A 21,147-nucleotide genomic window follows, 5' to 3' on the forward strand; every position below is an offset into this window, starting at 1 on the left:
CGGGGGATGCGTCTCATTCAGACGGGTGCACAGCGACCTGTGCGGTGCTCGGGCTCAGGCCTGGGCGTCGGCCTCGGGCAGCACGAAGGCGGCGCCGATCTCGAGCTTCACCTTGTCCGAGACCAGGAGGCCGCCGGCCTCGGTGGCCGCGTTCCAGGTCAGGCCGAAGTCCTTGCGGGAGATCTCGCCCGTGGCCTCGAAGCCCACGCGGGTCACGCCGAAGGGATCCTTGTCCTGGCCACCGAACTCGGCCTCGAGCTCCACGGTCTGGGTGACGCCGTGCAGCGTCAGCTCGCCGACCAGGGTGAACTCCTCGGGCTCGCCGCGGACCTCTGTGGAGCGGAAGGTCATGGTGGGGAACTGCTCCACGTCGAAGAAGTCGGCGGAGCGCAGGTGGGCGTCGCGACCCTCGTTCTTGGTGCTGATGGAGGCGACGTCGACGGTCACCTCGACGGAGGACTGGGTGAACTCCTCGGCGATGACGAGCTGGCCCTCCACGGCGTGGAAGGTGCCGCGGACCTTGGAGATGCCGGCGTGGCGGACGACGAAGTCGACGTCCGAGTGCGCGGCGTCCAGGTTCCAGGTGCCGGGGGTGATGGCGCGCATGGGGTGCTCCTTTTCAGCGGGTCTGTCTGGTGTGTCCGGGGTGGGCCGCCACGGCGGGCGGCGCCTCGGCCTCCGAACTTGTTTCAAATTCAAACATCATCCGGGCGGTCCGTCCACGCTCGATCGTCAAAATTCGAAATAGAGACGGACGTCACGGGCCGGGGGCACATCAGGGACGAGTCCGCCCACGACGACGGCCCGGAACCTCCGGGGGTTCCGGGCCGCCGGCCCGCGGTCGGGCAGCGGGGCCGCGCTCGGGCGGCCGGACGGGGTCAGGCGGCGGGGCCGCCCCCCGTCACGGGTAGAGGCCGCGGGTGCGGTGGGCCTCGGCCACGCGCTGCACGGCGGTCAGGGTGGCGGCCTCCCGCAGGCTCACGCGGCGACTCTCGGAGGTGGCCAGCACGGCCTGCCACGCAGCGACCATGCGCCGCTTCAGGCGCTCGTCCACCTCCTCGCGGCTCCACCAGTAGGCCTGGTTCGCCTGGACCCACTCGAAGTAGGAGACGATCACGCCGCCGGCGTTGGCCAGGATGTCCGGGACGACCAGGACGCCCTTCTCGGAGAGGATGCGGTCGGCCTCGCCCGTGGTGGGGCCATTGGCGCCCTCCACCACCAGCCGGGCGCGCACGCGCGGGGCGTTCTCCTCGGTCAGCACGGACTGCACGGCGGCCGGGACCACGAGGTCCACGTCCATCTCGAGCAGCTCGTCCGCGTCCATGGGCGCGGTGCCGGGGGTGTCCTTCACGGAGCCGGTGTCCCAGAGCTGCCTCTGCAGGGCGTCGTAGTGCAGGCCCTCGTCGTCGCGCACGGCGCCGTACTGGTCGGACACGGCCACGACCTTCACGCCGGCCGCCTCGAGCAGCTCGACCGTGCCGGCGCCGACCTTGCCGAAGCCCTGGACCGCGGCCGTCGCCCGCGACGGCTCGATGCCGAGGTGCTCGAGCGCGGCGAGCGCCACGTGGACCACGCCCGCCGAGGTGGCGGAGGCGCGGCCCAGCGAGCCGCCGAGCGAGACGGGCTTGCCGGTGACCACGCCGAGCGTGGTGTGGCCGACGTTCACCGAGTAGGTGTCCATCATCCAGGCCATGGTCTGCTCGTTCGTGCCCACGTCCGGGGCGGGGATGTCCACCTCGGGGCCGATGATCGGCTGGATCTCGGAGGTGTAGCGACGGGTGACGCGCTCGAGCTCGGCCTTCGAGTACTGGCGCGGGTCGATGGTCACCCCGCCCTTGGCGCCGCCGTAGGGCACGTCCAGCAGGGCGCACTTCCAGGTCATCCACATGGCCAGTGCGCGGACCTCGTCCAGGTCCACGTCCAGGCTGAAGCGCACGCCGCCCTTGGCCGGGCCGCGGGAGAAGTTGTGCTGCACGCGGTAGCCGCGGAGCACCTCGGTGGAGCCGTCGTCGCGGCGCAGGGGGATGGAGACGGCCATCTCGCGGCGGGGGGCGGCGAGCATCTGGTGCAGGCCCTCGTCGTAGCCGAGCGTCTTCACGGCGGCGGAGAGCTGGGCCAGGGCGTTGTCGAGCGGGGAGGACGGGGCCGTCACGGCCTCGTCCTCGGCGGGGATCCTCGTCATTGAGCGTCCTCGTGGTCCGGTGGGAAGGGATGTGTCGCGGCCCGACCGACGCGCGGAGGGCCGCGCCCCATTGCGCGGCCGACGCCGTCCGGACCGCGATGAACGCTACGCGCTCCCCCCGCACCCGTCACCCCTTCTGAGCCGAGATCCACGCCCACCCGGGTGACGTCGGACACGGTGGCGTGTACTGTGCTGTGGACGCGCCGCACACCCGCGGCGCCCTTCGGCGTCGAACCGACGCCGCTCGCTCAGGGCCCACCTGGTCCGTCCCCCGGCCGTCCGCCGCGCGAGGCACCCCGCCCGCGACGTCGGCCCGACGCCCCAGCCCCGTGAAGGAGCCCCTCATGACCGTGACCCTGCCCGCCGCGATCACCCCCTCCCCCGCGTTCCAGCCCGTGCCCGGCCAGCGCATCGACCCGGAGCTCGCCCGCTCCTGGCTGCTGGTCAACGCCGCCCAGCCCGAACGGTTCCAGCCCGCCGAGGACTCGGCCGCGGACATCGTCATCCTCGACATCGAGGACGCCGTGGCCCCCAAGGACAAGGACCAGGCCCGCGGGGACGCCGTCGCCTGGCTGACCTCCGGGCACACCGGCTGGGTGCGGCTCAACGGCTACGGCTCGCGGTGGTGGGAGCAGGACGTCGAGGCGCTCGCCGCGGCCCTGCCCGCGCACCTGGGCGGGCCGGTCTCCGAGGGCGGCCTGGCCGGCGTCGTGCTGGCGATGGTGGAGTCCACGGACCACGTGAACGAGACCGCCCGACGGCTGCCCGGCGTGCCCGTCGTGGCGCTCGTGGAGACGGCGCGCGGGCTGCAGCGGATCGACTCGATCGCCGCCGCGAAGGGCACGTTCCGGCTGGCCTTCGGGATCGGCGACTTCCGCCGCGACACCGGCCTGGGCGAGTCGCCGATGGCGCTGGCGTACACGCGGTCCCAGTTCACGATCGCGGCGCGGGCCACGGGGCTGCCGGGCGCGATCGACGGGCCGACCGTGGGCTCCACCGGCGTGAAGCTCGCCGAGGCGACGGCGGTGACCGCGGAGTTCGGCATGACCGGCAAGCTGTGCCTCGCGCCGGAGCAGTGCGCGGCCGTGAACGAGGGGCTCAGCCCGTCCCAGGAGGAGCTGGCGTGGGCCCACGAGTTCCTTGCGGACTTCGAGGCCGACGGCGGCGAGATCCGCAACGGCTCCGACCTGCCCCGCAAGGCGCGTGCGGAGAAGATCCTCGGGCTGGCCACCGCGTTCGGGGTGCACTCCACGCGGTACCCGGACCAGGACAACGCGATCACAGCGCCGTCGGACACGTACCACTACTGAGCGGGGCCGCCGCCCACCAGAAACGCGGGTTGAGTTGTCATGGGTGCGGAGGCCGCACACCGGTGACAACTCAACCCGCGTTGCCTTCGGGGGTGCGGATCCCGCCTCCGCTCACACGTCCTGACGCGTCCGGCGCACGACGGCGGCCCGCACCGAGAACGCCAGCACGATCGCCAGGATCCCGTAGATCACCCACGTGATGGGGGTGGAGACGAGCACGGCCGGGTCGCCGACCGAGCTGAGCAGGGCGTCTCGCAGGCTGGTCTCCGCGAGCGGGCCGAGCACCATGCCGATCATCAGCGGCGCCAGCGGGTAGCCGTACCGCCGCATCAGGAAGCCCAGCACGCCGATCCCCAGGAGCATCAGCAGGTCGAACACCGCGCCCGTGGTGGCGTAGATGCCCAGCCCGCAGAACAGCGTGATCCCCGCATAGAGGTAGTGCTTCGGGATGAGCAGGAGCTTGGCCCACAGCTGCGCGAACGGCAGGTTGATCGCCAGCAGCACGATCATCGCGATGAAGAAGCTCGCCAACAGCGCCCACACGAGGTCCGGGCTGCGGTCGAACAGCAGGGGGCCGGGCTGCAGCCCGTACTGGCGGAACGCCGCCAGCATGATGGCCGCCGTCGCGGAGACGGGCAGGCCGAGCGTGAGCAGGGCACCCATCGCCATGCCGGTGGTCGAGTTGCCCGCGGCCTCCGGGGCCGCCAGCCCGCGGATCGCGCCGCGGCCGAACTGCGGATGCGCCCGGCGCCGGTCCAGGCGCCGCTCGGCCGAGTACGCCAGGAACGTCGGCACCTCGGAGCCGCCCACCGGCACGATGCCGAACGGCAGGCCGATCGCCGTGCCGCGCAGCCACGCTGGGGCGGCCTCGCGGAACTCGGCGCCCGACAGCCACGGCCGGCCGGTGCGGCGGATGCGCAGGTCCTCGTGCTCGCGGCGCACCCGGGAGGCCACGTGGAACACCTCGCCGAGCGCGAGGATCGCCACCGTGACGGTCACGAGCGGGATGCCGTCGAACAGCTGCGGGGAGCCCATCGTGAAGCGCTCGGCGCCGGTCACCGCATCGATCCCGACGACGGCGATGCCCAGTCCCAGCACCAGGGAGGCCAGGCCGCGCAGCACCGAGTCGGCGACCACCGAGGAGGTGGCCACGAACGCGAAGAGCGCGAGCGCGAAGTACTCCGCGGGGCCGAATCTCGTGGAGAACTCCGCCAGCACGGGGGCGAGGAACACGACGCACACCGAGGCCACCATGCCGCCGATGAAGGCGCCGAGCGCCGCCGTCGCCAGGGCCTGGGCCGCCCGGCCGTCCTGAGCCATGCGGTGGCCCTCGAACGTGGAGGCGATGGCCGAGGCCTGGCCGGGGGTGTTCATGAGGATGGCCATGGTGGAGTCGCCGAAGAGGCCGCCGAAGTACACGCCGGAGAACATGATGAACGCGGCGGTGGGCTCGAGGGCGAAGGTCATGGGCAGCAGCAGGGCCACGGCCATCGAGGAGCCCAGTCCGGGCATCACGCCGACCGCGGTGCCGAGCAGACAGCCCAGCACCACCCAGAGCAGGTTCATGGGGGTGAGGGCTCCGGCGAAGCCCTCCATGAGGAGTCCGAGGGTCTCCATGTCAGAAGCCACCTCCCAGGATGCCCGAGGGCAGGGTCAGGCCCAGGGCCACCGCGAAGCCGAGGTAGGCCAGCGAGGAGACGAACAGGGCGACGAGGATGTCGAACACGGGGTGCGGGGCGCCGAACGCGCGCGTCACGCACCAGAACAGCAGCGCCCCGGCGAGGATCCACCCCAGCCAGGGCAGCAGGACGGCGAACGCGAGGAAGCCGAGGAAGCACCAGGCCAGCGCGCCGAAGTCCGAGTGGAACAGGGTCAGCGGACCGGCCGCCTGGCCGACCTCGCCGTCCGCGTCGGCCTGACCCTCGGGGGACTGGCGCACGCGCACGACCTCCACCGCGAGCGCGGCGGCGATCACGAGGCCCGCGACCGCGAGGATCAGCGGAAAGAAGTCCGGGCCGGGGAAGTCGGCGCCCTCGGTGTCCATGGCCAGGGATCCCAGCAGCAGGTAGAGGCTGAACGCGGCCAGCACGGCCGGCATGACGAGCGCGGAGAGCCCGGCGGCGCGCCCCCAGCGGGAGGGGGCGTCGGCGGCGGGGGGGACGGTGGATGCGTGGCTCACTTGATCTCCTCCGTCAGCGTACCGATGCGCTCCTTCTCGGCGGCGATGAACTCCTCGAGTTCGGTGCCGGAGAGGGGCACCGGATTCCAGTAGTTGCGCTGCACCGCCTCCTTCCACTCGGGGGTGTCGACCGCCTCGGCGATGAGGGCCTCGAGCTCGGTGCGCTCCTCCGCGGAGACGCCCGGGGGCACGAACAGGGCGCGCCAGTTGGTGAGCGTGACGTCGTAGCCCTGGGAGCGCAGGGTCGGGATCTCCTCGACGCCGGCCAGCGGCTCGGCCGCCACCACGCCGAGGGCGCGCAGTCGGCCGGCCTCGACCTGCGGGTAGATGTCCGCGAAGCCGCCGGCGGAGGCCTGGGCGGTGCCGTTGAGCAGGGCCTGGATGGCCTCGCCGCCGCCGTCGGACGGGATGTAGGTGGTGTCCGCGACCGGCACGCCGGCCGTGCGGGCGATGTCCGCCATGACGAGCTGGTCGAAGGAGCCGCCGCCGGTCCACGCCACGTGGGCGGGGTCGGCGCGCCAGGCGGTCACCAGGTCGTCCATGCTCTGGTACGGCGAGTCCGCCGGGACCACCACGAGGCTGTACTCCTCGACGACGCGGCTGACCGCGGTGACCTGGGAGAGCTCGGGGCCGGTGCCACGGGCCGCGTGGGCGGCGATCTGGCCGGTGCCGCCCACCATGAGGTTGTTCGCGTCCTCGAGCGTGGTCAGCTGACCGAGGGCGATGGTGCCACCGGCACCGGGGATGTTGACCACCTGGACGTTGTTCACCAGCCCGTTGACGCGCATGGTCTGCTGCAGCTCGCGCTGGAACGAGTCCCATCCGCCGCCGGCGGCCGCGGGGGCGATGAGGGTCAGGTTGGTGCGGATGTCGTTGCCTCCCGAGGCCGAGCGGATGGAGAAGGCGGAGGCCGCGAGCACGGTGAGCACCGCGATCACGCTGAAGACGATCCGGCCGATCCCCGTGCGCCGGCGCGGGGGGCCGTCGGGGGAGGTGGAGGGCATAACGGTTCCTAACAGAGACACCCCGCCGCCAGGGAGTGGCGCCGGGGACAGGTGCGAGTGGTGGAGGTCACGGTAACAGCGCGGCGGGGAGGCGTGCGCTCTGCGTCCGCAGAGTGACCGACGACAACCGGTCCGGGTGGTGACGGGGGCCGCGTCCATGGCGCACAGTGGTCCCCATGACGATCATCAGCACCGGAACCAGCACCCCCGAGAGCGCCGCGGCCTGGCGGGCCGCCCTGGCGGAGGCGGCCCTGCGCGGAGAGGACGTGGTCTGGTTCTCCCTCGACGGGACCGAGCCGGACGAGGCGGAGGCGCGCGAGGCCGGCGTCGCCGTGTCCGTGGCGCACGCCCAGGAGCGCGGCCGGGACGCCGTCAGCGACCTGCTCGAGCACGCCGAGCGCGTGGGCGCGAGCCGGATCGTGGTGGGCGTGAAGCACCGCTCCCCCGTGGGCAAGCTGCTGCTGGGATCGGCCACGCAGCAGATCATCCTCGAGGCGCGCGTCCCGGTGGTGTGCGTCAAGCCGTGAGGGCCGGCGTCGGGCGGGCGGCCCTGCGCCCGGCCCACCCCGCGGCGTTTGGGGGCGGTTTCGGGCGGTATTCGGCGTGGATACCGCCCGAAACCGCCCCCAACGGGTGAGTGGGACCAGCCCGGGAACGCCGAAGGCCCCGGAACCACACGGTTCCGGGGCCTTCGTCCTCGGTGCGCGAGGGGGGACTTGAACCCCCACGTCCTTGCGAACACTGGCACCTGAAGCCAGCGCGTCTACCAATTCCGCCACTCGCGCGAGCGGCTTCCTGCTCTCGGCCCCGGACATCCGGCGACCGTCACAGGCAGCGAGGAATACTCTAACCCCCGCCCGCCCGGGCGCGCAAATCGGCCCCGATGCCCGCCCCCGCCTCCCCGCCACGCCCGTGCCTCGCCCCCTCCGTGGCCTCTCCCACCCGCGCTCCACCCGCAGAATCCCGCTGTTCTCGGCGGTCTCCCAGCCCGGCCCGTAGTATCGGGACGGACAACTGTGGAAAGGGGCCCCGTCGTGGGACTTCTGGACAACCTCGAACGCGGCCTGGAGCGGGCCGTGCGCTCGGCCTTCTCGGCCGGCGGTCCGCGGGCGGTCAAGCCGGTGGAGATCGCCTCGGCCCTGCGACAGGCGATGGACGACGAGTCGATCGCGCTGTCCGAGGGCCACACGGTCGCGCCCAACAGCTACGTGGTCCACTTCTCCCCCGCCGACTTCGAGCGCGCCCGCTCGTGGGGGTCCACCCTCGCCAGCGAGCTGTGCGATGAGGTCATCCGCCACGCCGACTCCCAGGGCTATGCACTGCCCGGCACGGTCCGGGTCGCCTTCCACCCGGACGCGGACGTGCGCGGCGGGGACCTGCGCGTGGTCACCCGCCTGGACGACGGCTCGCTCACCGCCCCGGCCCCCCACGACGACGGCGCCTCGCCCGCCACCGCCCACGGCCCGGGAGCCACCGCCCCGGCGCCGGACCGACTGGTCGAGGACCCGCCGGCGGCCGCGCCCCGCGAGCCCTCCCCCGCCCCGCGCGTCGGGCCCCGTCCGGCGCCCCGCCGGGCCGCCGCCCCGGCCGCGCCCGCCGCCCCCTCCCACGCCGACCAGCCGACCGTCGTGATGGGCCGCCCCGTGACCGAGCCCGCCGGCCCGGCACTCGAGCTGGACGGCCGCATGCTCCCCCTGGACGGGGACGACCTGATCCTCGGCCGCTCGGCCGAGCGTGCCGACCTCGTGATCCCGGACTCCTCGGTGTCCCGCGAGCACCTGCGCCTGCTCACCGTCGGCTCCACGGTCACGCTCCTGGACCTGGGCAGCCGCAACGGCGTGCTCGTCAACGGCCGCCGCGTGGACGGCTCCGTCACCCTGCGCGACGGGGACGTGGTGACCGTCGGCCAGACCGAGCTGCTGTTCTTCGGCGGGACGGGGGGCCGCGCATGAGCGAGCTCGCCGTCGCCGTGCTCCGCATGGGCCTGCTGCTGGCCCTGTGGGTGCTGATCATCTCCATCGTCATGGCGCAGGGCCGCGACCTCGTGGTCGGCCGGCGGAACAAGACGCGCCTCCAGCAGGCCCAGCGCGACGCCGGCCTGGTCACCGCGGTGCCCGCGGCCGGGGCCGCCGGGGCGGGCTCGTCCGCGGTCGACCGCCCCGCGCCCGCGTCGACGCCGTCCCCCGCCGCGTCCGCGCCGACGACGCCGGCCCCGCGGCTGTCCCGGACTCTGCGGGTGGTCGAGGGCCCGAAGGCCGGGCAGACCATCGCCCTGGAGGGCCGTCCCCTGCTGATGGGCCGCGCCCAGGACGCCGACCTGGTGCTCGTGGACAACTACGCCTCCGGCCGCCACGCCCGGCTGTTCCCCCAGGGCACCCGCTGGTTCCTCGAGGACCTCGGCTCCACGAACGGCACCTACGTCAACGGCGCCCCCGTCACCCGCGCGGTGCCCGTGGGCCCCGGCACGGCCATCCGCATCGGCAAGACCGTCATGGAGCTCGAGGCCTGACCCATGACCCTCGTCCTCCGCTACGCCGCCCGCTCCGACGTCGGCCGCGTCCGTGCCAAGAACGACGACTCCGCCTACGTGGGCCGTCATCTGGTCGTGCTCGCGGACGGCATGGGCGGGCACGTGGGCGGCGACGTGGCAAGCGCGTCCACGGTGCTGGACCTGGCCCCGCTGGATGCGGTGGGCTACGAGGACCCGGCCACGGTGCTGCCGGACGAGATCCAGAACGCCAACCTGATCCTCAACGAGCTGGTGCACGCCAACCCCAAGCTCGCCGGCATGGGCACCACGTGCACCGCCGCCCTGCTCGCGGGGACCACGCTGCACATCGCGCACATCGGCGACTCCCGTGCCTACCGGCTCGCGAACGGCGAGTTCTCCCAGGTCACCACGGACCACACGTTCGTGCAGAAGCTCGTGGACGAGGGGCGTCTCGAGGCCGGGGAGGCCCCGTTCCATCCGAACAAGAACGTGCTCATGCGCGTGCTCGGCGACGTGGACGCCTCCCCCGAGCTGGACGTGTTCGAGGTGCCCGTCGCCCCCGGAGAGCGCTGGCTGTTCTGCTCGGACGGCCTCACGGACGTGGTCTCCCCCGAGAAGATCCACGAGGTGCTGCGGGACTCGGAGGCTCTCAACCAGGCCGTCGACACCCTCGTGGACCTGACCCTCAAGGGCGGCGCCCCGGACAACGTCACCGTGGTGGCGTTCGAGATCGCGGAGGGCACGGCGGAGGAGCTGGCCCCCGTCCCGGACGTCCACCTGTCCGAGCAGGCCCTCGCCGCGGCCCACCCGCCCGAGGTCGGCCCGGTCTCCGGCCTGCTGCTGCGCGAGGACCTGGACGCACGACCCCACCTGCTCGTCGGCGCGGCCTCCAACGCTGTGAGGACCGATCGCATCCCCGTGGTCACCCGCAGCTCCACGCGCCGCCGCGCCGCTGCCCTGCTCGGCGAGACGCCCGTGCCGGAGAACCGTCCCCGGCGCACCGCGGCCGTCCTCACGGACGGGCCGGATCCCGACGTCGCCGCGCGCCCGGACCCGTCCGCCCCGCCCGCCGCGCCGCGCGGCACCGCGGCCGCCGTCGGCTCCTCCTCCGCCGCCACACCGGCCGCCACCGCTGCCGACCAGCCGTCCGACGAGGCCGCCGAGGCGTCGGCCACGGCCCCCACCCCGGCCCCGGCGACCTCCGGGCCCGCCGGCGGCTCCGAGGCCAGGGCCGCGCGTCGGCGGCGTGGGAAGGACGACCGCCCGGTGCAGTACCGTCGCGGCTGGTTCATCCCCGTATTCACCACGCTGCTCGCCCTCACCCTCGCGGCCGTGGCCGTGTGGGGCTACCTGTGGACCCAGACGCAGTACTACGTGGGGGCCAACGACGGCCGGATCGCCGTGTTCAAGGGCGTCTCCCAGCGGCTGGGCCCGCTCGAGCTGTCCCACGTGGACCGCCAGACCGACCTCCCGGTGGACGCGCTGCCCGCGTACGCACGCGACCGCGTGAACGCCGGCATGGCCGCCCGGGACGTGGACCACGCGGAGCAGATCGTCGCCGAGCTGCGCGACTCGCTGCACCCGAACGCCCCCGCCCCCGCCGGTGAGCCCTCCGAGCGGGCCCGGCCGAGCGCGACGCCGTCGTCGTCCTCCGCCCGCCCCTCGGACGCGTCCGGCTCCGCCGCGCCGACGAGCCCGGCATCGTCCCCGAGCGCGACGGGAGGTGAGGCCCCGTGACCGAGGTGATCTCCCCCGCACGCCCGCGCCGGAACATCGAACTGGTCCTACTGCTGGCCGCCCTGGCCATCGCCCTGGGGGCGGACCTGCTGGGCATGATCGGCACGGACGCCCCGCTGGACTCCACCGCCTGGGTGCCGCTGGGCATCTTCGGCGCGGCCACCCTCGTGCTGCACGTGGTCCTGCGGCTGCGGGCCCCCTACGCGGACCCGTTCATGCTGCCGATCACCGCCCTGCTCAACGGGCTGGGCCTGGCCATGATCCACCGGCTGAGCCAGGACGCCGCGATGGCCAACCCCACCTCGCAGCTCGTGTGGTCCGTCCTGGCCGTCCTGGTGGCCTCCGCCCTGGTGTTCCTGGTGCGCGACCACCGGGTGCTGCGGCGCTGGCCGTACCTGTTCCTCGCCGCGTCCGGCGTGCTGCTGCTCCTGCCGCTCGTGCCCGGGCTGGGCCTGAGCATGTACGGGGCGCGGATCTGGATCGACGTCGGATTCGGCACCTTCCAGCCCGGTGAGATCGCCAAGATCACGCTGGCCGTCTTCTTCGCCGGCTACCTCTCCGCGAACCGCGACCTGATCCTGCTGGCCGGCCGCCGCGTGGGCCCGGTGACCTTCCCCCGCGCCCGGGACCTCGGCCCGTTGCTGGCCGGCTGGCTCCTGGCGCTCGGCGTGCTCGTGTTCCAGCGCGACCTGGGCTCGGCCCTGCTGTTCTTCGGCATGTTCATGGCGATGCTCTACATCGCCACGTCCCGCGCCTCCTGGATCCTCCTCGGCCTGGGCCTGATCGCCTTCGGCGCGGCGCTGGCGTTCCTGTTCATGCCGCACGTGACCGCCCGGTTCGAGATCTGGCTGAGGGCCTTCGACCCCGAGATCTACCATCGCGACTTCGGCGGCTCCTACCAGGTCGTCCAGGGCCTGTTCGCGATGGCCTCGGGCGGGCTGATGGGCACCGGCCTGGGCGCGGGCAACCCCACCCAGGTGCCGCTGTCCTTCTCGGACATGATCCTCACGGCCATCGGCGAGGAGCTCGGCTTCGTGGGCCTGGCCGCCGTGCTCGTCCTGTACCTCCTGCTCGTCACCCGCATGATGCGCGCCGCCCTCGGCGTGCGCGACGCGTTCGGCAAGGTGCTCGCCTCCGGCCTGGCCTTCACCATGGCGTGGCAGGTGTTCGTGGTGATGGGCGGCGTGACCCTCGTGCTGCCGCTCACCGGCCTCACGACGCCGTTCCTCGCCGCCGGCGGCTCGTCGCTGCTGGCCAACTGGATCATCGTGGGGCTCGTGCTGCGCATCTCGAACGCCGCCCGCCGTCCCGTGGTCGTGGACGGGATGGTCAACGCGTCCGGGCCCGGCGCCGGCCACCTCGACCCCGGCACGGCGCTCCCGGCGGCGGCCGTGCCCCCGGGAGGAGGTGAGGAGCGGTGAACGAGGCGATCCGACGCACGTGGACCGTCATGGCGGCCATGATCCTGGTGCTCGCGCTGGCCGCGTCCGTCATCCAGGTGCTGGCCGCGGACCAGCTCAAGACGCACGCCCTGAACTCGCGGCAGATGTTCCTGGAGTTCGGCGCCCCGCGCGGGCCGATCCTCGTGGACGGCGAGCCGATCGCCGAGTCCGTCCCCTCCGACGACGCGTACCACTACCAGCGCGTCTACCACGAGCCCGAGCTGTACGCCCCGCTCACAGGCTTCTATTCGCTCACCTACGGCACCGACGGGCTGGAGGCGGCCATGAACGAGCAGCTCTCCGGCACCCCCACGTCCCAGTTCGTGGACCGCGCCATGGAGATCATCACGGGTGCCACGCCTGAGGGCGACCAGGTGGAGCTGACGATCGACCCCGAGCTGCAGCGCCTGGCGTACGACGCGCTCCCGGACGGCGTGCGCGCCTCCGCCGTGGTCACGGACCCGACGACAGGCGAGATCCTGGCCATGGTGTCGAAGCCGAGCTTCGACTCCAACGCGCTCTCCTCGCACAGCCCGGCCGAGGCGCAGGCGGCCATGGCCGCGATCGACCAGATCCCCGGTGCCAGCGCGTACCGCAACCGCGCCGCGGAGCAGCTCGTGTCCCCCGGCTCCACGTTCAAGCTGATCGACGCGGTGGCCATGCTCGAGTCCGGTGACTACACCCCGGACGGGACGGTGGACATCCCCGCCGCGTGGACGCTGCCCGGCACGACCACGGAGCTGCCCAATTACGACGGCTCACCGTGCAACACCGTGGGGCGTCAGACCCTCACGTGGGCGCTGGCGCAGTCCTGCAACACGCCGTTCGCCATGGCCGCCGTCGAGCTGGGCCAGGACCGGATCCGGGAGGTCGCCGAGCGGTTCGGCTTCAACGACTCCTTCGACTACCCGCTGCCCGTGACCGGCTCCGTGTTCCCCTCCGACCTGGACGACGCCGCGCTGGCGCAGTCCTCGATCGGCCAGCGGGACGTGCAGGCCACCGCGCTGCAGATGGCCATGGTGGCCGCCGGCATCGCGAACGACGGCGTGGTCATGGAGCCGCAGCTGATCAAGGCGGTCCGCCGTTCGGACCTCACCACGGTGCAGGAGTTCAGCCCCCGTGAGCGCGGCCGGGCCACGACCCCCGAGGTGGCCGGGCAGGTCTCGGACATGATGGTCTCGGCGGTGGAGGACGGCATCCTGGGATCCGTGCAGTCGGACACGGTGCGGATCGCGGCGAAGTCGGGCACGGCCGAGGTCGGGGACACGGGCAACGTGCACTCCTGGATCACCGGCTTCGACGCGAGCGAGAACCCCCGGGCGGCCGTGACGATCGTGGTGGAGGACGAGCCGCCGGGGGTTGGACATCAGACAGTCGTCAGTGGCATGAAGGCAATCATGGAAGCGGTGGTCACGGAATGAGGCCGACATCGGGCATCACCCTCGGCGGCAGGTACCAGTTGACCGATCGCATCGCGATCGGCGGCATGGGCGAGGTGTGGAAGGCGCGGGACAAGGTCCTGGGCCGGATCACCGCCGTGAAGATCCTCAAGGAGGAGTACACAGGTGACCCCAACTTCCTGCGCCGCTTCCGGGCGGAGGCCCAGCACACGGCGCTGCTGAACCACCCCGGCGTCGCCAACGTCTACGACTACGGCGAGGAGAAGGGCTCCGCCTACCTCGTCATGGAGCTCGTGCCGGGCCAGCCACTGTCCTCCATCCTCGAGAAGGAGAAGGTGCTCTCCCCCGAGCGGACCCTGCGGATCATCGCGCAGACGGCGGCCGCGCTCTCGGCTGCCCACGCCCAGGGGCTCGTGCACCGCGACGTCAAGCCCGGCAACCTCATGATCACGCCCACCGGCCGGGTGAAGGTGACGGACTTCGGCATCGCGCGCCTGGCGGACCAGGTCCCGCTCACGGCCACCGGCCAGGTGATGGGCACCGCCCAGTACCTCGCGCCCGAACAGGCCACGGGGCAGCAGGCCACCGGCTCCTCCGACCTCTACTCGCTGGGCATCATCGGCTACGAGGCCCTCGCCGGGCATCGCCCGTTCACGGGCGAGTCCCAGATCGCGATCGCCCTCGCCCAGGTCAACGACACCCCGCCGCCCCTGCCGGACACCGTCCCGGCCCCGGTGCGCGCCCTGATCATGTGCATGCTCTCGAAGGACCCCAAGGAGCGGCCCTCGGACGCGACCGCGCTCTCGGAGGCCGCCGACGCGCTGCGTCGCAAGGACACCCGCGGCGCCGTGGAGGCCGTGCCCGGCCTGGCCGTCTTCCTCGAGGAGCAGGGCGTGGCCGACCCCTCGGGCGCCGAGACCGCTCCCCTGGACTACGACGGCATGCGCACCACCCATCCCCGCGCCGAGGGCACCCGGACAGACGGCTCCCCCGCCACCGCGGCGCTGCCGGTGACCGCGGCCCAGCCCCGCACCGACGACGACGCCCGCGGCCCCGGCGCCGCCGGTGCGGCGGCCGTGGGCGCGGCCGGTGCGGCCGGCGCCGCCGCGAGCGCGAGCACGCGCGACCACGAGATCGCCGCCGTGCGCGACCAGCAGACCCGCCCGGGCGACGTCGTGGACCCTGGCCCGCCCGCCGGGGGCGGCTCCGCGCCCGCCCGCCGGCGACGCGCCAACCCCTGGCCGCTGTGGGCACTGCTCGGGCTCGTGGTGTTCGCCCTCCTGGGGGCGCTGCTGTGGCCGCTGCTCACGGGTGGCCGCGGCAACGGCGGCTCGGCGCCGGCGACCTCGCAGGAGGAGTCGTCCGTGAACGTGGACCCGGAGGCGTACAGGGGTCGCCCCGTGAGCGAGGTGCGCACCGAGCTCGAGGGACTCGGCCTGGCGGTGCGCGAGGAGGACCGCGACGCGCAGAGCCCGCAGGGCACCGTCGAGGAGATCAACCCCGTGGGGGCGCTGCGGCGCGGTGAGACCGTCACGCTGGCCGTCTCCACCGGTGAGGGCGTCATCCCGGAGGGACTCGTGGGCCAGCCCGTGGAGAGCGCGATCCAGACGCTGCGCGACCGCGGCTTCACCGTGGACCGGGTGGACGACCCGTCCGCCGACGGCGCCGACGGCGAGGTGGTGCGCGTGGTGCCCGGCGAGGGCGAGCGTCACCGCTACGACACGCACGTGCAGCTGATCGTGGCCACCGGCGGGTCCGACGCCGCGCCGACCCGCGAGGCCTCCCAGCCCGCCTCGGAGCCGGAGCCCAGCGCGTCGGAGGAGCCGAGCACCGGGCCGAGCCCGTCGGCCTCGGACGAGCCCAGCCCGTCCCCCACCGCCGAATCCCCGACGGCCACCGCCGACCCGGAGCCCACGCCGGAGCCGTCCGAGGAGCCGACGACGCCCACGGCGGATCCGACGACGGAGTCCTCCGGGGAGTCCACGGCGCCGACGGGCCAGCCCACCACCGACCCGTCCGCTGACGCGCGCGGCGCGGAGGCCTCCTCCGCCGACGCGCGTGGCGCGCAGGCCTCGTCCGCCGACGCCACGCCCTCCGCCTGAGCGGCGGGCGGGACGACCACGCGGACGTGTCTGTGGACGAGCAGAGGACCCTGAACGGGCGGTACCGGATCGGTGAGCTGATCGGGCGCGGCGGCATGGCGGACGTCTTCCGCGGCGAGGACCTGCGGCTGCACCGCCCGGTGGCGGTGAAGCTGATGCGCCGGGATCTGGCGCGCGACCCGCACTTCCAGGCGCGCTTCCGCAAGGAGGCGCGCTCGGCGGCCTCCCTGAACCACCCCTCGATCGTCTCCGTGTACGACACGGGCGAGGTCTCCCTCGAGGACGGCCTCCATCCGGTGGACTGCCCGTTCCTGGTGATGGAGCTCGTCTCCGGCCGGACGCTGCGGGAGATCCTGCACGCCGAGGGCGCCGTGGGCCCGGACCGCGCCGTGGCCTGGACCCGGGGCGTGCTGGAAGCGCTCGAGCACGCGCACGAGGAGGGCATCGTCCACCGCGACGTGAAGCCCGCGAACGTCATGGTCACGGACACGGGCACCGTGAAGGTGATGGACTTCGGGATCGCCCACGCGCTGGCAGACACCTCCGCCACCACGTCGCAGACCCAGGCCGTGGTGGGCACCGCCCTGTACCTGGCCCCGGAGCAGGCGACGGGCCGCACCGTGGACGGCCGCGCCGACCTCTACGCGGCCGGCTGCCTGCTGTTCGAGCTGCTCACAGGCCGGCCCCCCTTCACGGGCGACACGCCGCTGGCCGTGGCCTACCAGCACGTGCGCGAGGAGCCGCCGGCGCCCTCCGACGTCGACCCCGACCTGCCGCCCGCGTTCGACCCCGTGGTGCTGCGCGCCCTGCGCAAGGATCCGCAGGACCGGTTCCCCACCGGCGCCGCGTTCCTCGCGGCCCTCGAGGAGGCCGCGGCGGATCCGCACGCCGCCCCCGGCCGTCACACCCCGCCGCTCGGTGCCGGCCATCCCGCCCCAGTCGGCGCGGGCGGCGCGGTGCCGCGCGCCACGCCCGCGGAGCACGGGGCCGACGACGCCGACGTGCCGACGGCCACGGTCCCGCTGACCCGGCCGACGCCCTCCGCCCCGGCCGAGCCGGACGTCGCACAACCCCAGGCGGCGAACCACGCCGTCGCGGGTGCGGGACTGCCCGGCGCCGCCTCCGCCGCGCAGCTGGCCGCCGCCGCCGCCATGGACGGCCCCCGCCCGGTGACCGGCGGCCAGCCGGTGACGCCCGGTGCAGCCGCGACGCCCGGTGCAGCCGCGACGCCCCGGCCCGAACCGCCGCCCCGAGACACGCCGGCACCGGCGACGGCCACACCCCGTCGCGTCCGACGCCGCGTCCGCCGGCGCACGCTCCTGGCGGCCGGCGTGGTCCTGGTCGTGCTGGCCCTGGTCCTGGCGCCGTGGCTCGCGGCGGCCCTGCGCAACACCGTGGAGGTGCCCGCGGTGGTGGGGCTGCAGCAGGACGAGGCGGTCGCGGCGCTCGAGGACGCGGGCCTGGTGGCCGTCGTCTCGTCCGCGTACATGGCCGACGCCCCGGACGGGACCGTTACCCAGAGCGACCCGCAGACGGGCACGGAGGTGCCCCGCGGGGCCGAGGTGCGGGTCCGGGTGTCCCGCGGCGAGGAGGGTATCGCGCTGTCCGACTCCCTGCACGGGCTGTCCGAGGACGCGGCCCGCCGCGAGCTGGAACGGCTGGGCCTGCGCGTCTCCTCCGTGCTGTACCAGGACGACGGCCGACTCGAGCGCGGGCTGCTCGCCCGCACCGACCCCGCGATGGGCACCCACGTGCCGCCCGGCTCCTCCGTGGTGCTGCACCTGTCCAGCGGCATGGTCGCCGTGCCGGACGTGGTGGGGATGAGCGCTCCGGACGCGCGGCGTCAGCTGGCGCTGAGCGCCCCCGAGCTGCGCGTGCGGATCCAGGACGAGGACGGCGCGACCACCGACACCGGCACGGTCGTGGCCCAGGATCCGCCCGCCGGCGTCCGCGTGGACAACCGTTCCTCCCTGACCCTGACGGCGTCCTCGTGGATCGCGCCCACGGCCGAGCCCTCCGAGCCGGCGCCGCCGTCCAGCGAGGCGCCCGAGCCCACGCCGTCGGCGTCCGCGTCACCGAGCCCCCCGCCGTCGGAGAGCGCGGAGCCCTCCGAGAGCGCGGAGCCGTCGCCCTCGCCGTCCGCCTCGGCCACGCCCACCCCCGAGCCGACGGCGACCGCGACGCCGTCGCCGACGCAGAGCCCGTCGTCGACGTCGGCGGCCCCGTCGACCTCGCCGGGGCCGACCGAGCAGTCACCGAGCACCTCGCCCACCGGGACGCCGGTGGACCCGCTGCCGACGCTGACGCCGGACCCCGAGCCCTCGATCGATCCGCCGCCGTCCACCTGAGCGGACGGGGCGCCGTCCGACCCGCGAACCGGGCCCCGGGACCGGTCAGTCCTGGCGGACGAGGGGCGAGAGCCGGCCGCCGCGCTCGGCGGCCCCGGAGAGCCCCACGGACTCGAGCCAGTTGCCGAGCATCCGGTAGCCGCCCTCGGTGAGCACGGACTCGGGGTGGAACTGCACGCCCCACAGGGGCGCGGTGCGGTGGGCCAGTCCCATCACGACGCCGTCCTCGGTCTCGGCGGTGATCTCCAGGACCGCCTCGTCCACGGTGGGCCGCACGGCGGCCAGCGAGTGGTAGCGGGTGGCGGTGAACGGCGAGGGGACGCCCTCGAACATGGGGTGCTCGCCGTGGCGGACCAGGGACGTCTTGCCGTGCATGAGGGACTCCGCGTGCGTCACGGTGGCGCCGAACGCCTCCGCGATGGCCTGGTGCCCCAGGCACACCCCGAAGAGCGGACGGCCGCCGTCGGCGGCGGAGCGGATGAGGTCGAGGGAAACACCGGCGTCGGCGGGCGCGCCCGGCCCGGGCGAGATGAGCACCGCCGTGTGCTCGGCCGCGAGCTCGAGGGCGCGGCCGGGGGTGACCTCGTCGTTGCGGATCACGGTGGTGCGGGCCCCGAGCTGCTCGAGGTAGCCCACCAGGGTGTAGACGAAGCTGTCGTAGTTGTCGACGACGAGGACGGAGACCTCGGGGCTCTGCACGGGGGCGCTCTTTCCTCCCCGCCGCGTGGGAGCGGGGTGCATAGACTGGCCGGGCACGTCGCTGACCCCGGTCCTGGGCAGGTCAGCAGGATACCGTCCCCGCCCCGGTCCCCGCCGGTGGGGGCGCCCACCACCCCCCCACCCGAGGAGAAGACCCGTGGCAGCACCCGCCGGCAAGCGCAAGGACTCGGCCCGTCGGAAGCGCGAGGAGCTCGAGGCCGCGCGCCGCAGCCGCTCCGCCGTGCGGACGGACCTCGGGGACGTGGACCCGGGTCCGAAGCCCCTCTCCCCCGTGTACAAGGCCGTGATGTTCGGCCTGCTGATCCTCGGCCTGCTCTGGATCATCGTCTACTACCTGACCCAGGGCCTCTTCCCGATCGTGCAGATCGGCGGCTGGAACATCCTCGTGGGCTTCGGCATCGCGCTCGTCGGGTTCCTCATGATGTCCCGCTGGAGCGAATGACACACGTGTAGTTCTCCACAGCGGTGGACAACCCTGTGGATGGCCGATCCGCACGATCCCGCCCGGAGACGAGTTGTCCCCGGAGTTGTCCACAGGTGTGGACACCCCTGTGGGAAGAAGTGCACACCCCGCTGTGGAGAACTCCGGGGACGGTCGGGGACGACGGCCTAGCCGAGCAGGCCGGCCACCGTGACCCGGGCGGCGCCGAGCACCGTGAGCGCCGCCAGCGCCGCCGCCACGACCACGAGGCCGGCCGCCTGGGCGCCCACGGACGGCACACGCGCCCGCCCGGGGCGCAGCCCGCCGGCCAGGGAGAACACGACGGCGACGACGGCGCCCGTCAGCAGCCCGCCCACGTGCACCTGCCAGGCCACCCCGGGCAGCAGGAACGAGAACACGAGGTTCAGGCCGATCAGCACGGCGATCGAGCGCACCTGCCCGCCCCGCACCCGGGTGAACAGGAACAGGGTCGCGAACATGCCGTACACGGCACCGGACGCCCCGACGACGGGCTGCAGCGGGTCCGAGACCCACAGTGCGAACACCGCACCGCCCACGGCGGAGAGCACGTAGAGGGCGAGGAACCGCCACCAGCCCAGCGCGGGCTCGAGCACGCGCCCGATCACCCACAGCGCGAGCATGTTCAGCAGCAGGTGCGTGGGGCCGGTGACGTCGTGCACGAGCGCGTAGGAGGCCATCCGCCACGGCTCCATGCCGTACGGGGACGTGTAGAGCCCGGCGTACCAGAGCGCTTCGGTCACGCCGGACGCCTGATCCCGGGTCATCCACTGCGCCGCGTAGACCACCACCGTGACCGCCAGCAGGATCCAGGTGACGGGCGAGGCGGCGAAGCCCGTCCGCCGTCGGACCGGGACCGTCGCGGCGGCGCCGGCGGCGGGGGCCGCCGTCGGAGCGGGGCCGGCCACGACGCCGGACGCACAGTCCACGCAGACCGGCCCGGCCGCGGAGCCGGGACGCTGGCAGTCGAGGCACGCGGGGCGCCGGCACACGGCGCAGCGCACATACGCGGCACGGCCCGGATGCCGCGGGCACACCGGGGGTGTGCCGTCCGCGGAGTCCGGGCCGTGCGGGTCAGAGGGGGTGGTGCTCACCGAGGGGCTGCTCAGGCCTCGTCGATGTCGATGGACTCGATGACGACGTCCTCGAGCGGGCGGTCACGGGGATCGGTGGCGACGGCGTTGAGCTCGTCCACGACCTTCTGGGAGGCCTCGTCCTTCACCTCGCCGAAGATGGTGTGCTTGCCGTTGAGCCAGCCGGTGGGCACGGAGGTGATGAAGAACTGCGAGCCGTTGGTGCCGGGGCCGGCGTTGGCCATGGCCAGCAGGTAGGGACGGTCGAACTGCAGCTCGGGGTGGATCTCGTCGCCGAACTGGTAGCCGGGGCCGCCGATGCCCATGCCGAGCGGGTCGCCGCCCTGGATCATGAAGTCCTTGATGATGCGGTGGAACACGGTGCCGGAGTACAGCGGGGCGCCGTTGTTCTTCTCACCGGTCTGCGGGTGGGTCCACTCCTGCTCGCCGGTGGCGAGACCCACGAAGTTCTTCACGGTCTTCGGGGCGTGGTTGCCGAACAGCTCGACGACGATGTCGCCGTGGTTCGTGTGGATGGTCGCGGTGTGCGTCTTGTTCGCCATGCGCCCCATTGTTCCATCCGCGGCGGCGGGCCGTCCGGATCCCGCCGTCCGGGGGCGGGTCTTCCGCGATCGGCGTACGCACTCCCGGCGTGCCGGGACCCGTGCCACGGCGGGGGTCGGCCACTAGGCTGGGCCT

18 protein-coding genes and 1 tRNA gene are annotated in these 21,147 nt (G+C 73.8%); 10 read left to right on the plus strand and 9 right to left on the minus strand.

Annotated features, from left to right (window positions below; all coding sequences use genetic code 11):
* Positions 1 to 54: 54 nt before the first annotated feature.
* A complete protein-coding gene (locus SOY78_RS00760; RefSeq protein WP_036384171.1) occupies positions 55 to 606 on the minus strand; it encodes a YceI family protein in 552 nt (183 codons plus the stop codon).
* A 295-nt stretch (positions 607 to 901) separates the two neighbouring features.
* A complete protein-coding gene (locus SOY78_RS00765) occupies positions 902 to 2,182 on the minus strand; it encodes a Glu/Leu/Phe/Val family dehydrogenase (protein ID WP_036384170.1) in 1,281 nt (426 codons plus the stop codon).
* Between the two features lie 344 nt (positions 2,183 to 2,526).
* On the opposite strand from SOY78_RS00765, the gene SOY78_RS00770 reads away from it, so the two are divergent.
* On the plus strand, positions 2,527 to 3,492 hold the full coding sequence (locus SOY78_RS00770) for an HpcH/HpaI aldolase/citrate lyase family protein (protein WP_052007077.1): 966 nt from the start codon (positions 2,527 to 2,529) through the stop codon (positions 3,490 to 3,492).
* 111 nt (positions 3,493 to 3,603) lie between these two features.
* Here SOY78_RS00770 and tctA read toward each other — a convergent pair whose 3' ends face one another.
* From tctA to SOY78_RS00785, 3 genes are read right to left on the minus strand one after another with little or no spacing between them, the layout of a single operon-like run.
* The gene (gene tctA / locus SOY78_RS00775) at positions 3,604 to 5,109 is read right to left on the minus strand and encodes a tripartite tricarboxylate transporter permease TctA (protein WP_036384168.1); all 1,506 of its coding nucleotides are present in this window, start codon (positions 5,107 to 5,109) and stop codon (positions 3,604 to 3,606) included.
* Between the two features lies 1 nt (position 5,110).
* Positions 5,111 to 5,671 (minus strand): tripartite tricarboxylate transporter TctB family protein, encoded by a 561-nt coding sequence (locus SOY78_RS00780; RefSeq protein WP_010079710.1) that lies wholly within the window; start codon positions 5,669 to 5,671, stop codon positions 5,111 to 5,113.
* Positions 5,668 to 6,675, minus strand: coding sequence for a tripartite tricarboxylate transporter substrate binding protein (locus tag SOY78_RS00785; RefSeq protein WP_324701649.1), 1,008 nt, complete (start codon positions 6,673 to 6,675; stop codon positions 5,668 to 5,670). Before SOY78_RS00785 ends, SOY78_RS00780 begins: the two co-directional genes overlap by 4 nt.
* Before the next feature lie 176 nt (positions 6,676 to 6,851).
* On the opposite strand from SOY78_RS00785, the gene SOY78_RS00790 reads away from it, so the two are divergent.
* The gene (locus SOY78_RS00790; protein WP_324701650.1) at positions 6,852 to 7,202 is read left to right on the plus strand and encodes a universal stress protein; all 351 of its coding nucleotides are present in this window, start codon (positions 6,852 to 6,854) and stop codon (positions 7,200 to 7,202) included.
* Positions 7,203 to 7,376: 174 nt separating this feature from the next.
* Here the strand turns inward: SOY78_RS00790 and SOY78_RS00795 are convergent.
* A tRNA-Leu gene (locus tag SOY78_RS00795) sits at positions 7,377 to 7,460 on the minus strand.
* A 249-nt stretch (positions 7,461 to 7,709) separates the two neighbouring features.
* Between SOY78_RS00795 and SOY78_RS00800 the strand changes: the two genes are divergently transcribed.
* The 7 genes from SOY78_RS00800 to SOY78_RS00830 are packed head-to-tail and all read left to right on the plus strand — an operon-like array spanning position 7,710 to position 18,195.
* Positions 7,710 to 8,627 carry an FhaA domain-containing protein gene (locus SOY78_RS00800; protein ID WP_078026171.1) on the plus strand — a complete coding sequence of 306 codons (918 nt, stop codon included), beginning with the start codon at positions 7,710 to 7,712 and terminating at the stop codon, positions 8,625 to 8,627.
* Positions 8,624 to 9,184, plus strand: a complete 561-nt coding sequence (locus SOY78_RS00805) for an FHA domain-containing protein FhaB/FipA (protein ID WP_324701651.1) — start codon at positions 8,624 to 8,626, stop codon at positions 9,182 to 9,184. Before SOY78_RS00800 ends, SOY78_RS00805 begins: the two co-directional genes overlap by 4 nt.
* Before the next feature lie 3 nt (positions 9,185 to 9,187).
* Positions 9,188 to 10,903, plus strand: a complete 1,716-nt coding sequence (locus tag SOY78_RS00810; RefSeq protein ID WP_012750687.1) for a PP2C family protein-serine/threonine phosphatase — start codon at positions 9,188 to 9,190, stop codon at positions 10,901 to 10,903.
* The gene (locus SOY78_RS00815; protein ID WP_324701652.1) at positions 10,900 to 12,324 is read left to right on the plus strand and encodes an FtsW/RodA/SpoVE family cell cycle protein; all 1,425 of its coding nucleotides are present in this window, start codon (positions 10,900 to 10,902) and stop codon (positions 12,322 to 12,324) included. The genes SOY78_RS00810 and SOY78_RS00815 overlap by 4 nt, the downstream gene beginning before the upstream one ends.
* Complete coding sequence (locus SOY78_RS00820) at positions 12,321 to 13,766, plus strand: peptidoglycan D,D-transpeptidase FtsI family protein (protein WP_036384638.1); 1,446 nt, start codon at positions 12,321 to 12,323, stop codon at positions 13,764 to 13,766. Before SOY78_RS00815 ends, SOY78_RS00820 begins: the two co-directional genes overlap by 4 nt.
* Entirely contained in the window at positions 13,763 to 15,847 is a 2,085-nt protein-coding gene (locus SOY78_RS00825; protein ID WP_036384635.1) for a protein kinase domain-containing protein, read from the plus strand. The genes SOY78_RS00820 and SOY78_RS00825 overlap by 4 nt, the downstream gene beginning before the upstream one ends.
* A gap of 32 nt (positions 15,848 to 15,879) precedes the next feature.
* On the plus strand, positions 15,880 to 18,195 hold the full coding sequence (locus tag SOY78_RS00830) for a protein kinase domain-containing protein (RefSeq protein ID WP_036384634.1): 2,316 nt from the start codon (positions 15,880 to 15,882) through the stop codon (positions 18,193 to 18,195).
* 45 nt (positions 18,196 to 18,240) lie between these two features.
* Here the strand turns inward: SOY78_RS00830 and SOY78_RS00835 are convergent, their stop codons facing one another.
* The gene (locus tag SOY78_RS00835; protein WP_036384630.1) at positions 18,241 to 18,894 is read right to left on the minus strand and encodes an anthranilate synthase component II; all 654 of its coding nucleotides are present in this window, start codon (positions 18,892 to 18,894) and stop codon (positions 18,241 to 18,243) included.
* Positions 18,895 to 19,051: 157 nt separating this feature from the next.
* Here SOY78_RS00835 and SOY78_RS00840 point away from each other — a divergent pair, with 157 nt between their 5' ends.
* Positions 19,052 to 19,357, plus strand: coding sequence for a cell division protein CrgA (locus SOY78_RS00840; protein WP_036337280.1), 306 nt, complete (start codon positions 19,052 to 19,054; stop codon positions 19,355 to 19,357).
* A 167-nt stretch (positions 19,358 to 19,524) separates the two neighbouring features.
* Here SOY78_RS00840 and SOY78_RS00845 read toward each other — a convergent pair whose 3' ends face one another.
* Both SOY78_RS00845 and SOY78_RS00850 read right to left on the minus strand, forming a co-directional pair.
* On the minus strand, positions 19,525 to 20,469 hold the full coding sequence (locus SOY78_RS00845; protein WP_324701653.1) for a rhomboid family intramembrane serine protease: 945 nt from the start codon (positions 20,467 to 20,469) through the stop codon (positions 19,525 to 19,527).
* Positions 20,470 to 20,480: 11 nt separating this feature from the next.
* Entirely contained in the window at positions 20,481 to 21,011 is a 531-nt protein-coding gene (locus SOY78_RS00850; RefSeq protein WP_010079725.1) for a peptidylprolyl isomerase, read from the minus strand.
* Positions 21,012 to 21,147 lie beyond the last annotated feature (136 nt).

Origin of the sequence: Micrococcus sp. HOU01 (genome assembly GCF_035609305.1) — a bacterium.
Taxonomy (GTDB): domain Bacteria; phylum Actinomycetota; class Actinomycetes; order Actinomycetales; family Micrococcaceae; genus Micrococcus; species Micrococcus luteus.